General features: G+C 66.0%; 14 protein-coding genes. 5 read left to right on the forward strand and 9 right to left on the reverse strand.

All coding sequences use genetic code 11. The annotated features are described in order from the left end of the window. Nucleotides 1–80 precede the first annotated feature (80 nt). Nucleotides 81–686 (forward strand): TetR family transcriptional regulator, encoded by a 606-nt coding sequence (locus tag BLQ10_RS21605; protein ID WP_091565045.1) that lies wholly within the window; start codon nucleotides 81–83, stop codon nucleotides 684–686. Nucleotides 687–812: 126 nt separating this feature from the next. Further along, entirely contained in the window at nucleotides 813–1,115 is a 303-nt protein-coding gene (locus BLQ10_RS21610) for a putative quinol monooxygenase (RefSeq protein ID WP_091565046.1), read from the forward strand. 107 nt (nucleotides 1,116–1,222) lie between these two features. Here the strand turns inward: BLQ10_RS21610 and BLQ10_RS21615 are convergent, their stop codons facing one another. The 7 genes from BLQ10_RS21615 to BLQ10_RS21645 all read right to left on the reverse strand — a co-directional run bounded on the left by BLQ10_RS21615 (nucleotide 1,223) and on the right by BLQ10_RS21645 (nucleotide 10,578). After that, a complete protein-coding gene (locus tag BLQ10_RS21615; protein WP_091565047.1) occupies nucleotides 1,223–3,712 on the reverse strand; it encodes an ATP-dependent Clp protease ATP-binding subunit in 2,490 nt (829 codons plus the stop codon). A 104-nt stretch (nucleotides 3,713–3,816) separates the two neighbouring features. Next, complete coding sequence (eda, locus tag BLQ10_RS21620; RefSeq protein ID WP_091565048.1) at nucleotides 3,817–4,443, reverse strand: bifunctional 4-hydroxy-2-oxoglutarate aldolase/2-dehydro-3-deoxy-phosphogluconate aldolase; 627 nt, start codon at nucleotides 4,441–4,443, stop codon at nucleotides 3,817–3,819. Beyond that, on the reverse strand, nucleotides 4,436–5,851 hold the full coding sequence (locus BLQ10_RS21625) for a mannitol dehydrogenase family protein (RefSeq protein WP_091565049.1): 1,416 nt from the start codon (nucleotides 5,849–5,851) through the stop codon (nucleotides 4,436–4,438). The genes eda and BLQ10_RS21625 overlap by 8 nt, the downstream gene beginning before the upstream one ends. A 38-nt stretch (nucleotides 5,852–5,889) precedes the next feature. Beyond that, nucleotides 5,890–6,825 carry a sugar kinase gene (locus tag BLQ10_RS21630; protein WP_091565067.1) on the reverse strand — a complete coding sequence of 312 codons (936 nt, stop codon included), beginning with the start codon at nucleotides 6,823–6,825 and terminating at the stop codon, nucleotides 5,890–5,892. 56 nt (nucleotides 6,826–6,881) lie between these two features. Then, complete coding sequence (gene manD / locus BLQ10_RS21635; protein ID WP_091565050.1) at nucleotides 6,882–8,093, reverse strand: D-mannonate dehydratase ManD; 1,212 nt, start codon at nucleotides 8,091–8,093, stop codon at nucleotides 6,882–6,884. Between the two features lie 59 nt (nucleotides 8,094–8,152). Further along, nucleotides 8,153–9,184 (reverse strand): L-idonate 5-dehydrogenase, encoded by a 1,032-nt coding sequence (locus tag BLQ10_RS21640; RefSeq protein WP_091565051.1) that lies wholly within the window; start codon nucleotides 9,182–9,184, stop codon nucleotides 8,153–8,155. Further along, a complete protein-coding gene (locus BLQ10_RS21645) occupies nucleotides 9,181–10,578 on the reverse strand; it encodes an MFS transporter (RefSeq protein ID WP_091565052.1) in 1,398 nt (465 codons plus the stop codon). The genes BLQ10_RS21640 and BLQ10_RS21645 overlap by 4 nt, the downstream gene beginning before the upstream one ends. A 213-nt stretch (nucleotides 10,579–10,791) precedes the next feature. On the opposite strand from BLQ10_RS21645, the gene BLQ10_RS21650 reads away from it, so the two are divergent. The 3 genes from BLQ10_RS21650 (at nucleotide 10,792) to BLQ10_RS21660 (ending at nucleotide 13,120) form a co-directional block, all read left to right on the forward strand. Continuing rightward, nucleotides 10,792–11,517, forward strand: a complete 726-nt coding sequence (locus BLQ10_RS21650) for a GntR family transcriptional regulator (RefSeq protein ID WP_091565053.1) — start codon at nucleotides 10,792–10,794, stop codon at nucleotides 11,515–11,517. Nucleotides 11,518–11,768: 251 nt separating this feature from the next. Continuing rightward, nucleotides 11,769–12,545, forward strand: a complete 777-nt coding sequence (locus tag BLQ10_RS21655; RefSeq protein WP_139164314.1) for a hypothetical protein — start codon at nucleotides 11,769–11,771, stop codon at nucleotides 12,543–12,545. Nucleotides 12,546–12,751: 206 nt separating this feature from the next. Continuing rightward, entirely contained in the window at nucleotides 12,752–13,120 is a 369-nt protein-coding gene (locus tag BLQ10_RS21660) for a YybH family protein (RefSeq protein WP_091565055.1), read from the forward strand. Nucleotides 13,121–13,385: 265 nt separating this feature from the next. Here BLQ10_RS21660 and BLQ10_RS21665 read toward each other — a convergent pair whose 3' ends face one another. Both BLQ10_RS21665 and BLQ10_RS21670 read right to left on the reverse strand, forming a co-directional pair. Further along, nucleotides 13,386–14,306 (reverse strand): hypothetical protein, encoded by a 921-nt coding sequence (locus BLQ10_RS21665; protein ID WP_217635850.1) that lies wholly within the window; start codon nucleotides 14,304–14,306, stop codon nucleotides 13,386–13,388. Between the two features lie 136 nt (nucleotides 14,307–14,442). Then, nucleotides 14,443–15,027 (reverse strand): P-loop nucleotide/nucleoside kinase family protein, encoded by a 585-nt coding sequence (locus BLQ10_RS21670; protein ID WP_175558724.1) that lies wholly within the window; start codon nucleotides 15,025–15,027, stop codon nucleotides 14,443–14,445. Nucleotides 15,028–15,048 lie beyond the last annotated feature (21 nt).

Raw genomic sequence — 15,048 nt, forward strand, 5'->3', positions numbered from 1 at the left:
GTCCTTCCAGACGTTGCTGACGGTGACGCGGTCCACTTTATGACACGCTGTGTCATTATGTAAGGGTGAATACTGGCGGGATGCCTTCGGATGCTTTGAAGACCGCCGTCCCGCGCGTCACCGGGCGCCCGGTGACGATTGATCCCGATGCCGTGGCCGCCATCGCGCTGCGCCTGTTCGCCGAGCGCGGCTACGAGCAGACCTCCATGGAGGACATCGCGCGTGAGGCAGGGATCGGGCGCAAGAGCCTGTACCGGTACTTCGCCGGCAAGGCCGAGCTCGTCTGGGGCGGCATGGAACCGGTGATCGAAGTCTCCGGCCGGGTTCTGGATTCCGCCCGCGCTGCTGGCGGGGCCGACGGCGGCGTCCTGGCGGGGCTGCGCGAGGCGGCTGTCGCCGGGGTTGCTGTTCTGCCGGACCTCGCGGTCACCCGCGGCCGGCTGCGGCTGATCGCCGAACACCCGGAACTGGCCAGCCGGAGCTACGAGTCCCTGGCGCCGCAGCGCGAGCGGGCGCGGGCGTATCTGGTTTCGGCCGGGGTCCGCGAGGACGTTGCCGGGTATCTGTGCGCCGCGCTGATCGGGGCGACGTTCGAGGCCTGGATGCAGTGGGCCGCCGGGACGGATCCGGATCCGGCGCCATATTTGGTGGCGGCCGTTGGGGTGCTGCGGGTGCCGGAGCCGTAGATCGTCGCCCGCGAAATCGAATTGGCGCTAAGTCCCGAAATAGGACTGCACAATTGACGGTTCTGGCCGCTCAGCGTTTGGCTTGCGGGCAGAGTGAATGTCGCATCGTCCTACTACGGTAGGGCTATGACCTTTGCGAATGTGGGAACGCTCGGCGCTGTCTCGGGTAAGCGCGACGAGTTGGTGCGCCACCTGACTCAGCGCAGCGAAACCCTCCGGCAGATCGGCTGCCTTGCTTACGAGGTTGGAGTGAACGACGACGACCCGGACACCGTGTTTGTAGTGGAGCTGTGGGAGAGCGAGGAGGCGCATCAGTCTTCCCTCGCGTTGCCGGAGGTCCAGGCATCCATCACGGGCGCAGGCCCGCTACTGTCCGGTACGTTCGGAGGGTTTCGATTCAACGTTGTCGGGTCGCCACTTCGCGACTGACACGAACCGATGTGGACGCCCCCTGAGGTTCCCAAAACGGAACGGCAACACCGCCGTAAGCCACCCGATTTTAGCCCACCCGGACGGTAGCCAGCGGCGGTTTCCGTTTAGCCCGCGGCGGGCAAGGCGTCCGGAATGCGGGGCTTGGCGTTGCCGGCGAAGGTGAACCTCGCGTCGTCGCCCTCGCCTTCCACATCCACCACCACGATGTCGCCGTCGTGCAGCTCGCCGTAGAGGATCTTCTCGGAGAGCTGGTCCTCGATCTCGCGCTGGATGGTGCGGCGCAGCGGCCGGGCACCCATGGCGGGGTCGTAGCCGCGGGTCGCCAGGAGCACCTTGGCCGCGGGCGTGAGCTCGATGCCCATGTCCTTGTCCTTCAGGCGCTTCTCGAGGCGGCCGACGAACATGTCCACGATCTCGATGATCTCGTCCTGGGTCAGCTGCGGGAAGACCACAACATCGTCAACACGGTTCAGGAACTCGGGGCGGAAGTGCTGCTTGAGCTCCTCGGTGACCCGGGCGCGCATCCGGTTGTAGCCGGTTTGCGTGTCCGTGCCGGACTGGAAGCCGGTGGCAACGCTCTTGGAGATGTCCCTGGTGCCGAGGTTCGTGGTCATGATGATCACGGTGTTCTTGAAGTCCACCACGCGGCCATGGGAGTCGGTCAGGCGGCCGTCTTCCATGATCTGCAGCAGTGAGTTGAAGAGATCGGCGTGCGCCTTCTCCACCTCATCGAACAGGACCACGGAGAACGGACGACGCCGGACCTTCTCCGTCAGCTGTCCGCCCTCGTCGTAACCGACGTAGCCGGGAGGGGCACCGAAGAGCCGCGAGACCGTGTGCTTCTCCGAGTACTCGGACATGTCCAGGGTGATCAGTGCATCTTCCTCGCCGAACAGGAACTCGGCCAGGGCCTTGGCGAGCTCGGTCTTGCCGACGCCGGTGGGGCCGGCAAAGATGAACGAGCCGCCCGGACGCTTGGGGTCCTTCAGGCCTGCACGGGTCCGGCGGATAGCCCGCGAAACCGACTTAATCGCCTCATCCTGGCCCACCACGCGTTGATGCAGCTCCTCTTCCATCTTCAGCAGGCGCGAGGACTCTTCCTCGGTCAGCTTGAACACCGGGATGCCGGTGGCATTCGCCAGCACCTCGGCGATGAGGTCCTCATCGACTTCGGAGATGTCGTCCATGCCGCCGGTCTTCCACTGGCGTTCCTTCTCGGCGCGCTCGGAGGCGAGCTTCTGCTCCGTGTCGCGCAGCTTGGCGGCACCCTCGTAGTCGGAGGCGTCGATCGCTGCGTCTTTGGCCTTCCTGACGGCGATGATCCTTTCGGCAATAGCCTTAAGCTCCGGCGGGGCGGTCATCCGGCGGATGCGCAGCCGCGCCCCGGCCTCATCGATCAGGTCGATCGCCTTGTCCGGCAGGAACCGGTCCGAGATGTAACGCTCCGAGAGGTTCGCCGCGGCGACCAGCGCGCCGTCGGCGATGGTGACGCGGTGGTGCGCCTCGTACCGGTCGCGGAGGCCCTTGAGGATCTCGATCGCGTCGGCCACGGAGGGTTCCTTGACCTGGATCGGCTGGAAGCGGCGCTCCAGCGCGGCGTCCTTCTCGATGTGCTTGCGGTATTCGTCCAGGGTGGTGGCGCCGATGGTCTGGAGCTCGCCGCGGGCCAGCAGGGGCTTCAGGATCGACGCCGCATCGATGGCGCCTTCGGCCGCACCTGCACCCACCAGGGTCTGGATCTCATCGATGAACAGGATGATGTCGCCGCGGGTGCGGATCTCCTTGAGGACCTTCTTCAGCCGCTCTTCAAAGTCACCGCGGTACCGGGAACCGGCCACCACGGAGCCCAGGTCCAGGGTGTACAGCTGCTTGTCCTTGAGCGTCTCCGGGACATCCCCACGGACGATCGCCTGGGCAAGGCCCTCGACGACGGCGGTCTTGCCGACGCCCGGCTCACCGATCAGCACCGGGTTGTTCTTGGTCCGGCGGGACAGGACCTGCATGACGCGTTCCATTTCGGTTTCGCGCCCGATCACGGGGTCCAGTTTGTTCTCGCGCGCGGCCTGGGTCAGGTTGCGGCCGAACTGGTCCAAAACCACGGAACCAGAGGGAATCGCTTCAACGTGATCCTGGCCGGCGCCCGTGGTTTCCTTGCCCTGGTAGCCCGAGATGAGCTGGATGACCTGCTGGCGGACCATGCTCGGATCCGCGCCGAGCTTGACCAGCACCTGGGCAGCCACGCCCTCGCCCTCACGGATAAGGCCGAGCAGGAGGTGCTCGGTACCGATGTAGTTGTGGCCCAGTTGCAGGGCCTCGCGCAGCGACAGCTCCAGGACCTTTTTGGCGCGCGGGGTGAAGGGGATGTGTCCGGACGGGGACTGCTGGCCCGGGCCGACGATCTTCTCCACCTGCTCGCGCACGCCGTCGAGCGAAATGCCAAGGGACTCAAGGGCTTTGGCGGCAACACCTTCACCCTCATGGATCAGACCCAAAAGGATGTGTTCGGTACCAATGTAACCGTGGTTCAGTATGCGTGCCTCTTCTTGGGCAAGCACAACTACGCGACGGGCACGGTCCGTAAATCGCTCAAACATTTCGGCACACTCCTGGCTGCCCCCATACCTTGATGCTACGTCGCCAAGGGCACGCTTGGGGGGTTCGCCGGAGGCAGGATATTTGAGAGCCAGATTCGCGCCTGCTAGTTACTGAGCGTCGCGGCCTCGCGGGCCAGGCTGGTGATCCTGCTCCAGTCCTTGGCCGCAACGGCTGCGGCGGGGGTCAGCCAGCTGCCGCCGACGCAGGACACGTTGGGGAGCTTCAAGTAGTCCGGTGCGGTAGAGAGGCTGATCCCGCCGGTGGGGCAGAACCGGACGTGGGGGATGGGGGCGCCGATGGCTGCGAGGTAGTTGGGCCCGCCGGCGGGGCCTGCGGGGAAGAACTTCATGGTGTCCAGGCCGTTTTCCAGGACTGTCATGACCTCGCCCACGGTGGCCACGCCGGGCAGCACCGGGACGTCGAACGTGAGCATGTGGGTGAGCAGGGAGGGGGTGACCCCGGGGCTGACCAGGAACTGTGCGCCTGCCGATACAGCGGCGTCCGCCTGGCCGGGTGTGAGGATGGTGCCCGCTCCTACCAGGATGTCCGGTACCTCCTCCGCGATGAGCTTCAAGGACGTCAGCGCGGAGTCGGTCCGGAGCGTGAGCTCGATGATTTTTACGCCGCCGTCGGCCAGGGCGCGGGCGAGCGGAACCGCGTCTTGGGGGTCTTCGATGGTGACCACCGGGATGACCGGTGAAATACTCAGGACTTTTGATGCGTCAGCCATGGTTGATCTCGTTTCCCAGGCCATCTGGCCCGTCGGTTTCCAGGATGCGGTACCAGTGCAGCAGCAGTTCGGTGAACGCCTCGTGCTGCGTCAGGTCGTGTCCAAAGATGGGTCGGAAGCCCAGCAGGGCGGGGACAACGGTGGCCGCCGTGCGGGTGGCGGGCAGCGTGGCCTGAAGCTCCGTTGCCAGCGGATCATTCAGGTCTGCCACCGGGGTGGTGGCTACATGGTGCATCCAGGCGGCAACAGCCAAGGCGGCCCACCGGGGCTGCCGCCCTGCGGCGAGCGTGCCGCGGATGGTGGGAAGCAGGCGCAGCCCGAGCTTTTGCGAGCCGTCGCTTCCCACTTTGGCGGTGGTGTGGCCCAGGGCAGCGTTTGCGAAACGGCTGAGCACCTGGGAGCAGTACTGTTCGCCGTCCAGTTCGGGCGGCAGGGTGATGGTGGGCAGCGCTTCCTCAACCATCATGCGCCGGCAGGCCGTGAGGAAGGCGGCGTGGCCCACGGCCTCGCTGATGGTCTCCTTGCCCGCGGCGAGGCCGAGGTAGGCCAGCATGGAGTGGCTGGCGTTCAGCAGGCGCAGCTTTGCGGCCTCCCAGGCGGCGACGTCGGCGCTGAACAGGGCTCCGGCGTCCTCAAAGCGGGGGCGGCCGGCGGCGAAGTTGTCCTCGATGACCCATTGCTTGAACGGCTCGGCCACCACGGCCGCTTCGTCACGAAGGCCCAGTTCACGCTCGACGTCGTCCAGGTCGGCCGGCGTCGTGGCGGGCACCATTCGGTCCACCATGGTGCTGGGGAACGTAACGTTCTCCCCCAGCCAGGCCAACAGCGGTTCGCCTTCGGCAGCGGGCAGGGCGGCCGCGAACGCGCGGACCAGCGTCCGGGTCAGTTCGCCGTTGCCCGGCAGGTTGTCGCAGGACACGACGGTGATAGGCCCGGCCCCGGTGCGTGCGCGCTGCTGCAGGCCACGGGTGATCTGCCCGACGGCGGTGTGGGGGGCCCTGCCGGCGAGGTCGGCCTGCACCTCATCGTCGTCCAGGTTGAGGCTGCCGGTGCTCGGGTCGAACCGGTACCCCTTTTCGGTGATGGTGAGCGTGACTATCCGTGTTGATTCTGCAGCGATGCGGTCCACGACTTCCTGCGGGTTGTCCCGACCGGAGAGGGCCTCGACGATGCTCGCGACGACGCGCAGCGGGGCAGCGCCGTCGCCCCGCTCTGCCACGGTGAACAGCCCGTCCTGGGGCGAGAGCTGCCGGGCCACGGTGTCCGAACGCTGCGTGACCCCAACAATTCCCCAGTCGAAGTCGCCGGAGGCCAGCATGGCTTCTTCGGTGAACACCGCGGTGTGGGCGCGGGCGAAAGCGCCCAGGCCCAGGTGGACGATTCCGGGCTGCAGCTTATCCCGCTGCATTAGGGCCTGGTGGCCGCTGACGGCCAGCGTGGAAGGGGTCAGGCGTGCGATGACACGGCTCCTTCCACGGAGTTGCCGGCGGTCGCGGCGTGGGCGCGGGTCTGGTCGAAGGTGGGGATGAAGCCGGTTCCGCCCTTGCCGCCCACCACCAGTGAGGATGCCGCAGCGCCGTAGCGGGCCGCCGTCGGAAGGCTGTCGCCCAAAACGAGACGGGCCGTCAAGGTGCCGACAAAGGCGTCGCCGGCGCCGGTCTGGTCCACCACGGAGGGGGCGGAGATTGCCGGAACCCACAACGAGTCCTGGTTCCATTCGAGCTGGATTCCCTCCGCCCCGCAGGTGACGGCCACGTTCTCCGTGCCCTGGGCCCGCAGCTTGGCTGCCGCTTCCTGCGGTGAGGAACTGCCCAGGAGCACGCTGGTTTCGCCGGGAAACGACGGCGTCACCAGGAAGGCCTGGGGCGCCAGCTCGGCGAGCACCGCCGTCGCTTCTTCCGATGTGGTGAGCCGTGGCCGGAAGTTGGGGTCGAACACGAAGCGCTGCGAGAGCGAAGCGGCTTTCACAACGGCGGCGCGGGACGTCGTCGAAATGGCGCAGGCGATGCCGCCGGCGATCACAGCTCCGGCCGCCTCGAAAACGGCCGGCTCGACGTCGTCCGGGCCGAGTGTCGATCCCACGCTGCCGCTGCGGGCGTAGGAGAACTCCCGCTGCCCGGCCGGGTCGCAGTGCACCAGGTAGACGCCCTGCTGTCCGGAACGGAACTTCAGGAGGTCGGTGGAGATGCCGAGTTCGGCGATCCTGGCGGCGATTGCCTGGCCCAGGTCGTCGTCGGTCAGGACGGACAGCAGCCCCACCCTGGCGCCGGCGGCCGCCGCCGCCGCCGCTACGTTGAGCGCGTCGCCGGAGATGCCCAACTGCGCCGGAACCCCGTGGCCGAAAGGCAGGTCGGTGGCGACTTCGACGAGGATCTCCCCCATCACGACGACGTCGAAGGGCTTCTTCTCTTGCGTCGCATGCTCTTGCGTCACGGCGTTCACCAGTCGTGCACCGATCCGTCGAGCCGCCGGTTGACCGGCAGGTACTTCGGGTCGAACGGGTACTGGGCGGCAGCTTCTTCGTTGAACTCAACGCCGATGCCGGGAGCGTCGCCCGGGTGCATGTAGCCATCGTTGAAGGTGTACGAGGTCTTGAACACTTCACCCGCCGGATCCCGGTGTCCCATGTATTCCTGGATGCCGAAGTTGGGGATGCTCATGTCCACGTGCAGCGCGGCGGCGAAGGAAGCCGGTGAGAGGTCGCCCGCGCCGTGGGAGCCGGAGCGCACGCCGTAGAGGTCCGCGAGGGAGAAGATCCGGCGCAGGTGCGTGATGCCGCCGGCGTGCGAGACGGAGGTGCGGATGTAGTCGATCAACCGCTCGGTGATGAGCTGCTGGCAGTCCCAAATCGAGTTGAACACCTCGCCCACCGCAATAGGGGTGGTGGTGTGCTGGCGGATCAGCCGGAACGCGGACTGGTCCTCGGCCGGCGTCGGATCCTCAATCCAGAACGGCCGGTACTGCTCCAGCGACGCACCCAAGCGACCTGCCTCAATCGGCGTCAGCCGGTGGTGCACGTCATGCAGGACATGGACGCCGTAGCCGAACTGCTCCCGCACGTGCGCCATCATCTTCGGCGCGAAATCCAGGTAGGCGGTGGTTTCCCACGTGTCTTCCTGCGGGACGTTGCCGCTGGCCGGTTCGTAGAGCTTCCCGTCGACGGGAGCGATGCCGTAGGTCTTGTCCAGCCCCGGAACGGCGGCCTGCGCGCGGATCGCCTTGTAGCCGAGGTCCAGGTGGTGCTGGAAATCCGCGCTCAGGTCCTCCAGGGTGGAACCGCTGGCGTGGCCGTAGACCATGACGCCCTCGCGGGCCGCCCCGCCCAGGAGTTCATAGACGGGCATGCCGGCGGCCTTGCCCTTGATGTCCCAGAGCGCGACGTCGATGGCCGCGATCGCCGTCATGGTCACCGGTCCGCGGCGCCAGTAGGCACCCTTGTAGAAGTACTGCCAGGCGTCTTCGATGCGGCGGGCATCGCGGCCGATCAGCAGGGGGCAAAGGTGGTCGGCCAAGTAGGAGGCTACCGCCAGCTCGCGCCCGTTAAGGGTGGCGTCGCCGATGCCGGTGATGCCGTCCTCGGTTTCAATAACGAGCGTGACGTAGTTCCGTCCTGGCGACGAAACCACTACCCGTGCGTCGGTGATCTTCACTGGTGGTCCTTCAAGTGGGGTTGGGGGGCTGGCTGGGGGGAGTGTTCAGCGGGGGCTGGTCAGTTGGGGGCGAGGCGGAGCATGACCTTGCTGCTTCCGGAGGCCGGGTCCGCCGAGACGCGCATGGCCTCTTCGGCGTCGTCGATGCCGAACTTATGGGTGATGACCGGGGAGACATCGAGCCCTTCGGCCATCGCCCGGAGGGCGTCGATGATCTCGTCCACGAAGCGGTACGAGCCGATCCAGGTGATCTCCCGGGTTACCAGGTCGCCCAACGCGGCCGGGGCCGGGGCGCCCGGCAGGTTGCCCACCTGGACAATGGTGCCGCCGCGGGCGGTGGCTTTCAGGACGCCGCCCAGCACGGCCGGGATCCCGGTGGCCTCAAACACCAGTTCCATGTCCTCCGGCAGCGCGCCTCCGTTTCCGACGTTCAGGACCTCGTCGGCACCCATGGCCTTGGCAATCCGCAGCGAGGCATCGTTGATGTCCGTGGCGATGACGGTCCTGGCGCCGGCATACTTCGCTGCAGCGACCACGAGCGAGCCGATCGGCCCGGCTCCGTTGACCAGAAGGTCGCGCCCGGCGAGCGAGCCGGCCCGGCCCACGGCGTGGAGGGCGACGGCGAGGGGTTCCGCGAGTGCCCCGCGGAGGGTGTCCACGCCGTCGGGCAGCGGACGGATCTGGGATGCCTTGGCAAGCTTCCGTTCGCTGAACCCGCCGTCGGTGTGCGGGTCGAAGGCCGCCGAACCGAAGTAGCGGATCCGGGGGTAGAGGTTCGTCCTGCCGCGGAGGCGTTCCGGCATGATGCCGTCCCCCACCAGTTCCGCGGGGTGCACCGTGACGGGCTGGCCGACGTCGAGGTTTTCGACGCCGGCGCCCAGCTGGGCGATCCGGCCGGCCACCTCGTGGCCGAGGACGAGCGGCGACTTCAGCGCCGCCGTCCCGGAGGCTCCGTGGCGCCAGTACGAAAGGTCGGATCCGCAGATGCCGCCCCATTCGACGTCGAGCACCACTTCGCCAGGCCCGGCAACGGGCTCGGGCCGCTCATCGATGCGCAGATCGTTGGCTCCGTGGACAACGACGGCTTTCATACTGCGTCCTCCAGGCGGACCAGGTCGCGGCCGCGGACCTCGGGGCCGATGGCGGCGGAGACCAGGGTGATCAGGGAGTAGCCGATGAGCATCGCGGCGAGCGGCCACCAGTGCCCGGTGACGGCGGTGAGCGTAGCGGCGAGCAGCGGGCCGATGGCGGTGGCGAGGATGCCGCCGATTTCCTTGGCGAGGGCCAGCTGCGTGAAGCGGGTGCGGGCTCCGAAGAATTCGGCCATGGTGACGCTTTCCATGGCGAACAGGCTCAGGACGCCGAGGTTCAGGCCGATGACCATGGCGATGGTGATCACTGCCGGGTTGCCGCTGGTGATCATCAGCATCATCGGGATGGCGTATACAGCCGTTAGGGCGCTGAGCGTCAGGTACAGCGGCCGGCGGCCGAAGCGGTCACCGAGGAAGCCAACGACCGGGATGGTGATGAAGCCAAGGAGCGAGCCGTACAAGATCGCGTTGGTGCCCACGCCCTTATCGGTGAGCAGGACGGTGGCGAGGTAGCCGACCAGGAAGGTCTGCACCAGGCCGGAGTTGCCGGCCTGGCCGAAGCGCAGGCCCAGGGCGATCAGGAAGGACTTGCCTTTGCGCTGGTGCAGGGCGGCTTCGATGGTGCTGGTTCCGGCCAGTGCGGGAGCCACCTCCGCCGAGCGCTTGGCGACCTCGTCCTTGGACAGGGCCACGCCATCAACCACGTCGGCGCGCTGCTCGAAAACAGGGCTTTCCTTGAGGGAGCGCCGGATCCAGAGGGCGAACAGCATGATCACGAAGCTGGCCAGGAACGGAATGCGCCAGCCCCAGCTCAGCAGCTGGTCCTGGGACAGGGAGCTCACCAGGATGACCCACAACGCCGACGCGGCGAGGGTTCCGGAGTTGGTGCCCAGGCAGACCAGGGAGGAGATCAGGCCGCGGCGGCGCGCCGAGGCAAATTCGGCAAGCATCACGGTGGCACCCGCGATTTCCGCGCCGGCGCCGAAGCCCTGGACGAGGCGGAGTGCAACCAGCAGGATGGGGGCCCAGATGCCCACCATGGCGTAGGTGGGAAGAACGCCGATGAGGGTAGTGGAGGCACCCATCAGGGCGATGGTGATGTACAGGACCTTTTTACGGCCGATCCGGTCACCCATGCGGCCGAAGTAAATTGCACCGAACAGACGGGCCACATAGCCCACGCCGTACGTGGCCATGGCGGCGATAAGACCGATCACCGGGCTGACGTCCGGGAAGAAGATCTTGTTGAAGACAATGGCCGCGGCCAGCGAGTACAGCTGGAAGTCCATGAATTCCATGGCGGTGCCCAGCCAGCCGGAAACGGCTACCTTGGCGAGGTCGCGGGTATTCCGGGACTCCACCCGGGTGGTGGGCGGCGCAATGCTTTCGGTCATCAGTTGCTCCTTTGCAGGCGATGCTTTCGAACGGGACGGGTAGAGCATTGGGGGTAACAGCGGGACGCTGGCGGCGGCTGGCAACTGGTTCGCTGTGCTGAACAGTGGTGCAGGCTCCGTGGCCATTCACAGGAGGCAAGTGACCGGCACCACTTCAATTTCTACTACCATACAAGCACTACCATTCTAGTGTGTCAACAGCTAGAATGAGACATGCCAACGGACAAAAGAGGCGCAGCCCCCCGGCTTTCAGTGCGGGACCAGACGCTCGAAACGCTTCGCCGCCGCATCATCTCGCTGCAGCTGCCCCCTGGCGAGCCGCTCTCCGAGAACGAGCTGGCGCAGGAACTCGGCGTCAGCCGGACTCCGGTCCGCGAAAGCCTCATCCTGCTCCGCGAGGAAGGGCTGGTCCAGGTCTTCCCGCAGATAGGTTCGTTCGTGTCCCTGGTGGATCTGGGGCGCGTCTCGGAGGCCCAGTTCGTCCGAGAAGCCATTGAATGCGCCTCGCTGCAGGACCTTGCCGTGGACAGCGCAGGCATTGCGGGCCTGCGGGACATTCTGCGGGCTCAGGCGGACGCCGAGGCCGGCGGTGATGTGGAGGAATTCTTCCGGCTGGATGAAGACTTCCACCGTGAACTTCTGCGGCTGGCCGGCCACGAGTCCGCCTGGGCTGCGGTCAACTCCGCCAAGGCCCACCTGGACCGGGCCCGCCGGATGAGCCTGCTGGAGACCCGGCCGGTGTCCACCCTGATCGAGCAGCACACCGCAGTAGTTGATGCGTTGGAGGCCCGGAACCTCGCGGAGGCGGACAGCTCCCTGCGGCTCCATCTTCGCGGCGTCTTCGACGACGTCAAGCGGATCCAGGCGTCCTCTCCCGACCTTTTTTCGGACGGCACCGCACGCAGGCCGGTCCGGCGGAATGTGGCAAGGCTGGCCTAGCCCGGCGATTGGCGTTCTTGGGCGGCACAACTAAACCTGGGCAGGGGAAACAATCACACCCTTGCTGGTATTCCAGTGGTTCCTCTTTGACGCCGATATTTGACGATATGTTGGCTTGGGGTCGGCGAATCGCATCCGATGCGAAGTCGATGGATATTGGGGCCGATGCCCGGCGAGGCGAGCCGCCATGGATCGGCGGGAAATTTCGGCGGCAGCAGATCGTTCCAAGCTGACGCATTATCGTGTGGGGAATGGAACCAGATCACAGGCCCTCAGTTATCGGCCGGCTACTACACGAGGTGTCGTGGGAGGGCAGCAAGGTGAAACTGTATCGAGACGGCGGTCGAGGCATGGAAAACGCCTTGACTGCGGAAGTTTTCCAGGGCCTGTCCAACCTCCCGAGGGACCTGTTCCTGGGGGAAGTACTACGGTGTGCACACGGCGCAGACCGAACCCGATTTGCGGCAGCCAACGAGGTCGAAGACGCTGACCTGGATGTACTGCCGGGCAGTCTCTTGCTGTCTGCCCTTGATGTGGATGTCCAGCCGGACGTCTGGGTGACGGGCTCCTCGGTCCAACTTTTAGTTGAGGCGAAAGGCTTCAAGAAGGGCGCCGCGTTTAATATCGAGCAGCTTCCTCGGGAGCTACTGTGTCTCCAGGAGCACAGCGGCGACCGCGATCCCTTGCTCCTGCTGATCCTTACCACTCCCCCACCCATCAGAATCGCCGGCAAAGGCCGCCACGAAGTCGACGCCGGTGTTGCCGTGGGCCTTGAACCCCTGTGTGACCGCGCCGGAATGACTGCCGACGAGTACGAGGTCTTGCTCGCCTCAATTCCATTCTGCGTCGCATGGACAACCTGGTCCGAGATCTACACCATCGTCAAGCGACAGAGGAGTGCACTGTCGGATCTTCCCTCCAGCATCGCTGCATCCCTCCACCGCATCGCTGACGGTGTCGCCCAGGCCATCAAGTGGCACTCCGGTGGCCTGGTATCCGAACCTGTCGCGCTCGTTGATCAGGCTTAGGCTGACGGACGGGCGTTAGCCTCCGGAGTCTGTCACTACCGGAGGCGGTGAGTCATGACCCAAACTGGCTGATAGCGGGTGCTTGTGCCCTGTTCGGTCCCTGGCAACATTGGCGTCGCCTCGCGGTGCCGCAGTTTGCCTCTGGCCTCTGCAAACGGACGGCTGGTAAATTGCCCTCCACAGACTGACAGACCTGGGAGGGCACCGTGGAAATATCTGATCCGCACGCTTTGCACATGGCATGGGCCGAGCGCTTCAATGCCCGGGACGTTGACGGAATGCTGGAATTCTTCGAGCCCGACGCTGTCTTCGTCCCTCAGCCGGGCACACCAACCACGGGTGAAGACAGCCTCAACGCACTGATGGGATTCCTTAAAGCAGGGCTGCCCATCAGTGTCACCACCCGTCATGTCTACGTTGTGGACGAACTCGCCCTGGTCATCGCCGACTGGGCCATCAAGGGCACCGCGGCTGACGGCAGCGATGTGGACCTCCGTGGCAGTACTGCCGACGTTCTGCGCAAGGGAAGCGGGGGATGGAAGTTGGCCATCGACAATCCCTTTGGCACAACCTGAATCTCGCTGCTCTGAGCACCTCAAAACGCGTGAATCAGCCGCTCGACCTCTCCTCGGGTCCGTGCCAGTCGTTTTCGGCCGGCGGAAGCAGCAACCCTGGCCAGGGACCAAGACCAAAGGATCACATTGACGCCGCGTGTACGCGCTCCCTTGAGCCGCCGACCCGGGATCGCAAGCAGGCAGAACGGACATCTTGCTGAACCCTGGCGCAGCGGACGACGGCGGGACTTCCCGCCGTCGTCCGCTTGCTTTTGATTCCGCTCCCCTAGGGCGCTGACCAGCCGCCGTTGGAAGCCACAAGCGTGCCGTCGACGACGGCTTCGAGCTCTTGCAGACGCGGGAGAGCCCGTGTCGTCAGCAGGTGCTCGCGGGTTTCGGCCGAGACAGCCATGCTGTCCTTCCACAGCGAGCGGCCCGCCATTGCTCCGCCGGCGCCATTGGCCACGGCTGTCTCGACCTGCTTGATGAATGTCTCGTGGTCAACTCCAGCGGACAGGACAGCCCACGGCACGCCAGCGGACGCCTCGGTGACAGCGGCGCTTGCCTCGGCCGACCCCGGGTACTGCAGCTTGAGCACCTTAGCGCCGCACTCGACCGAGAGCCGTGCAGACTCCGCAACCAGGCCGGGGAACGCTGCGGCGTAAGCCTCCTCGCTTTCGCCTTCGAGGCGGTAGACCAGGATCTCGACGATGAGGAGGAGGCCCTCGTCGGTGCATGCCTTGACGAGTTCACGGATCTCGTCCGCGACGCGCGAGCCGGCGTCCTGAAGGTCTGGGCGCATGTACCAGAGCATCTTCGCCACGTCACCGCCGAGTTCGCGAACCCTGCGGGGCGACATCCCCGGGACGAACTTGGTGTAGCGCAGGCCATCGACCGTCTCGAAACCGGAAGCGTCCAGGCCCACCACCAGGGCGGTGTCGCGGGAGAGGACGCCCTCATCCGCGACGCGGGGCAGGGCAACTTCGGGATCGAGCAGGATCGCCGGCGCGGCGTTTCCCAGGTAGCGGACCAGGTCCGCCTTTGCGTCGGAGAGCTGCTGGGCGGTGATGGAGTTCGGCCCGTCGGGTGCGTCGTTCATCACGGCTTTCATGCCGTTGCGCTGGTCGGCGGCGACGATGAGCATCTTGCCGCCGGGGGTCGAGATCGCTGCCATGCCGCGGCGTTCGAGCGTCGTGAGTGTATTCACTGGGTTCTCCTAATTGGGTGGTTTTGGTCTTGTGGGGTCTGGATCGGGCACGACGAATCGCGCCCCGTAAGCGGTGCCGTCCTGGGAGGTTTGGCCTCTCGGCGGAAGATTGGCGTGGAAACCGCTTAGCGGCGGCTCAGCGCAGGGCCTCCCGCGTTGCGAAGTCCGCCAGGAAGTGATCGATCTGTTCATGCGGCGCCAGCAGGCCATCAATGCGGATATGCGCGACGCCGGGTGGCCGGGTGACGTCGGGCGACAGGAAACGCTCCGGTTCCTTGATTTTGTCGAGGTCGCGAGCGGCCCCGCGGAGCTGCATGCGCCTCACCACCTCGCCCGTCGGGGTGTCCATCCAGGCGAGATGCACCCGCGAGTCGGGAATGGCGAGCCGCTCAACAAGCCGTTCCCATGCGGCCGGGAACGTGCGTTCGGAGGTGAACGGGGCAACTACAACCACGCTATTGCCGAGTGCGAGGTTCTCGCGGGTGGTGTCGAAGAGGCAGGTGTAGCGGATATCGTTCACGCTCGCCCGCGCCGCGGGTTGCGCGGTGGGGACGTCGACCAGGAACTCGCCGCCCATGTGTTCGAACAACGGGTTGGTGACGGTGTCCAGGTCAAGCATCGTCCAGTGGAGCTGGCGGGCCAGGTCCTGGGCAAACGTTGTTTTGCCACTCGCCGGAACTCCGCAGACGATGATCGCCTCGGATGCGCGTTCTTCAGTCATGTTCATGTCATCCATTTCAAA

Source organism: Arthrobacter sp. ok362 (genome assembly GCF_900102785.1).
Classification (GTDB): Bacteria; Actinomycetota; Actinomycetes; order Actinomycetales; family Micrococcaceae; genus Arthrobacter.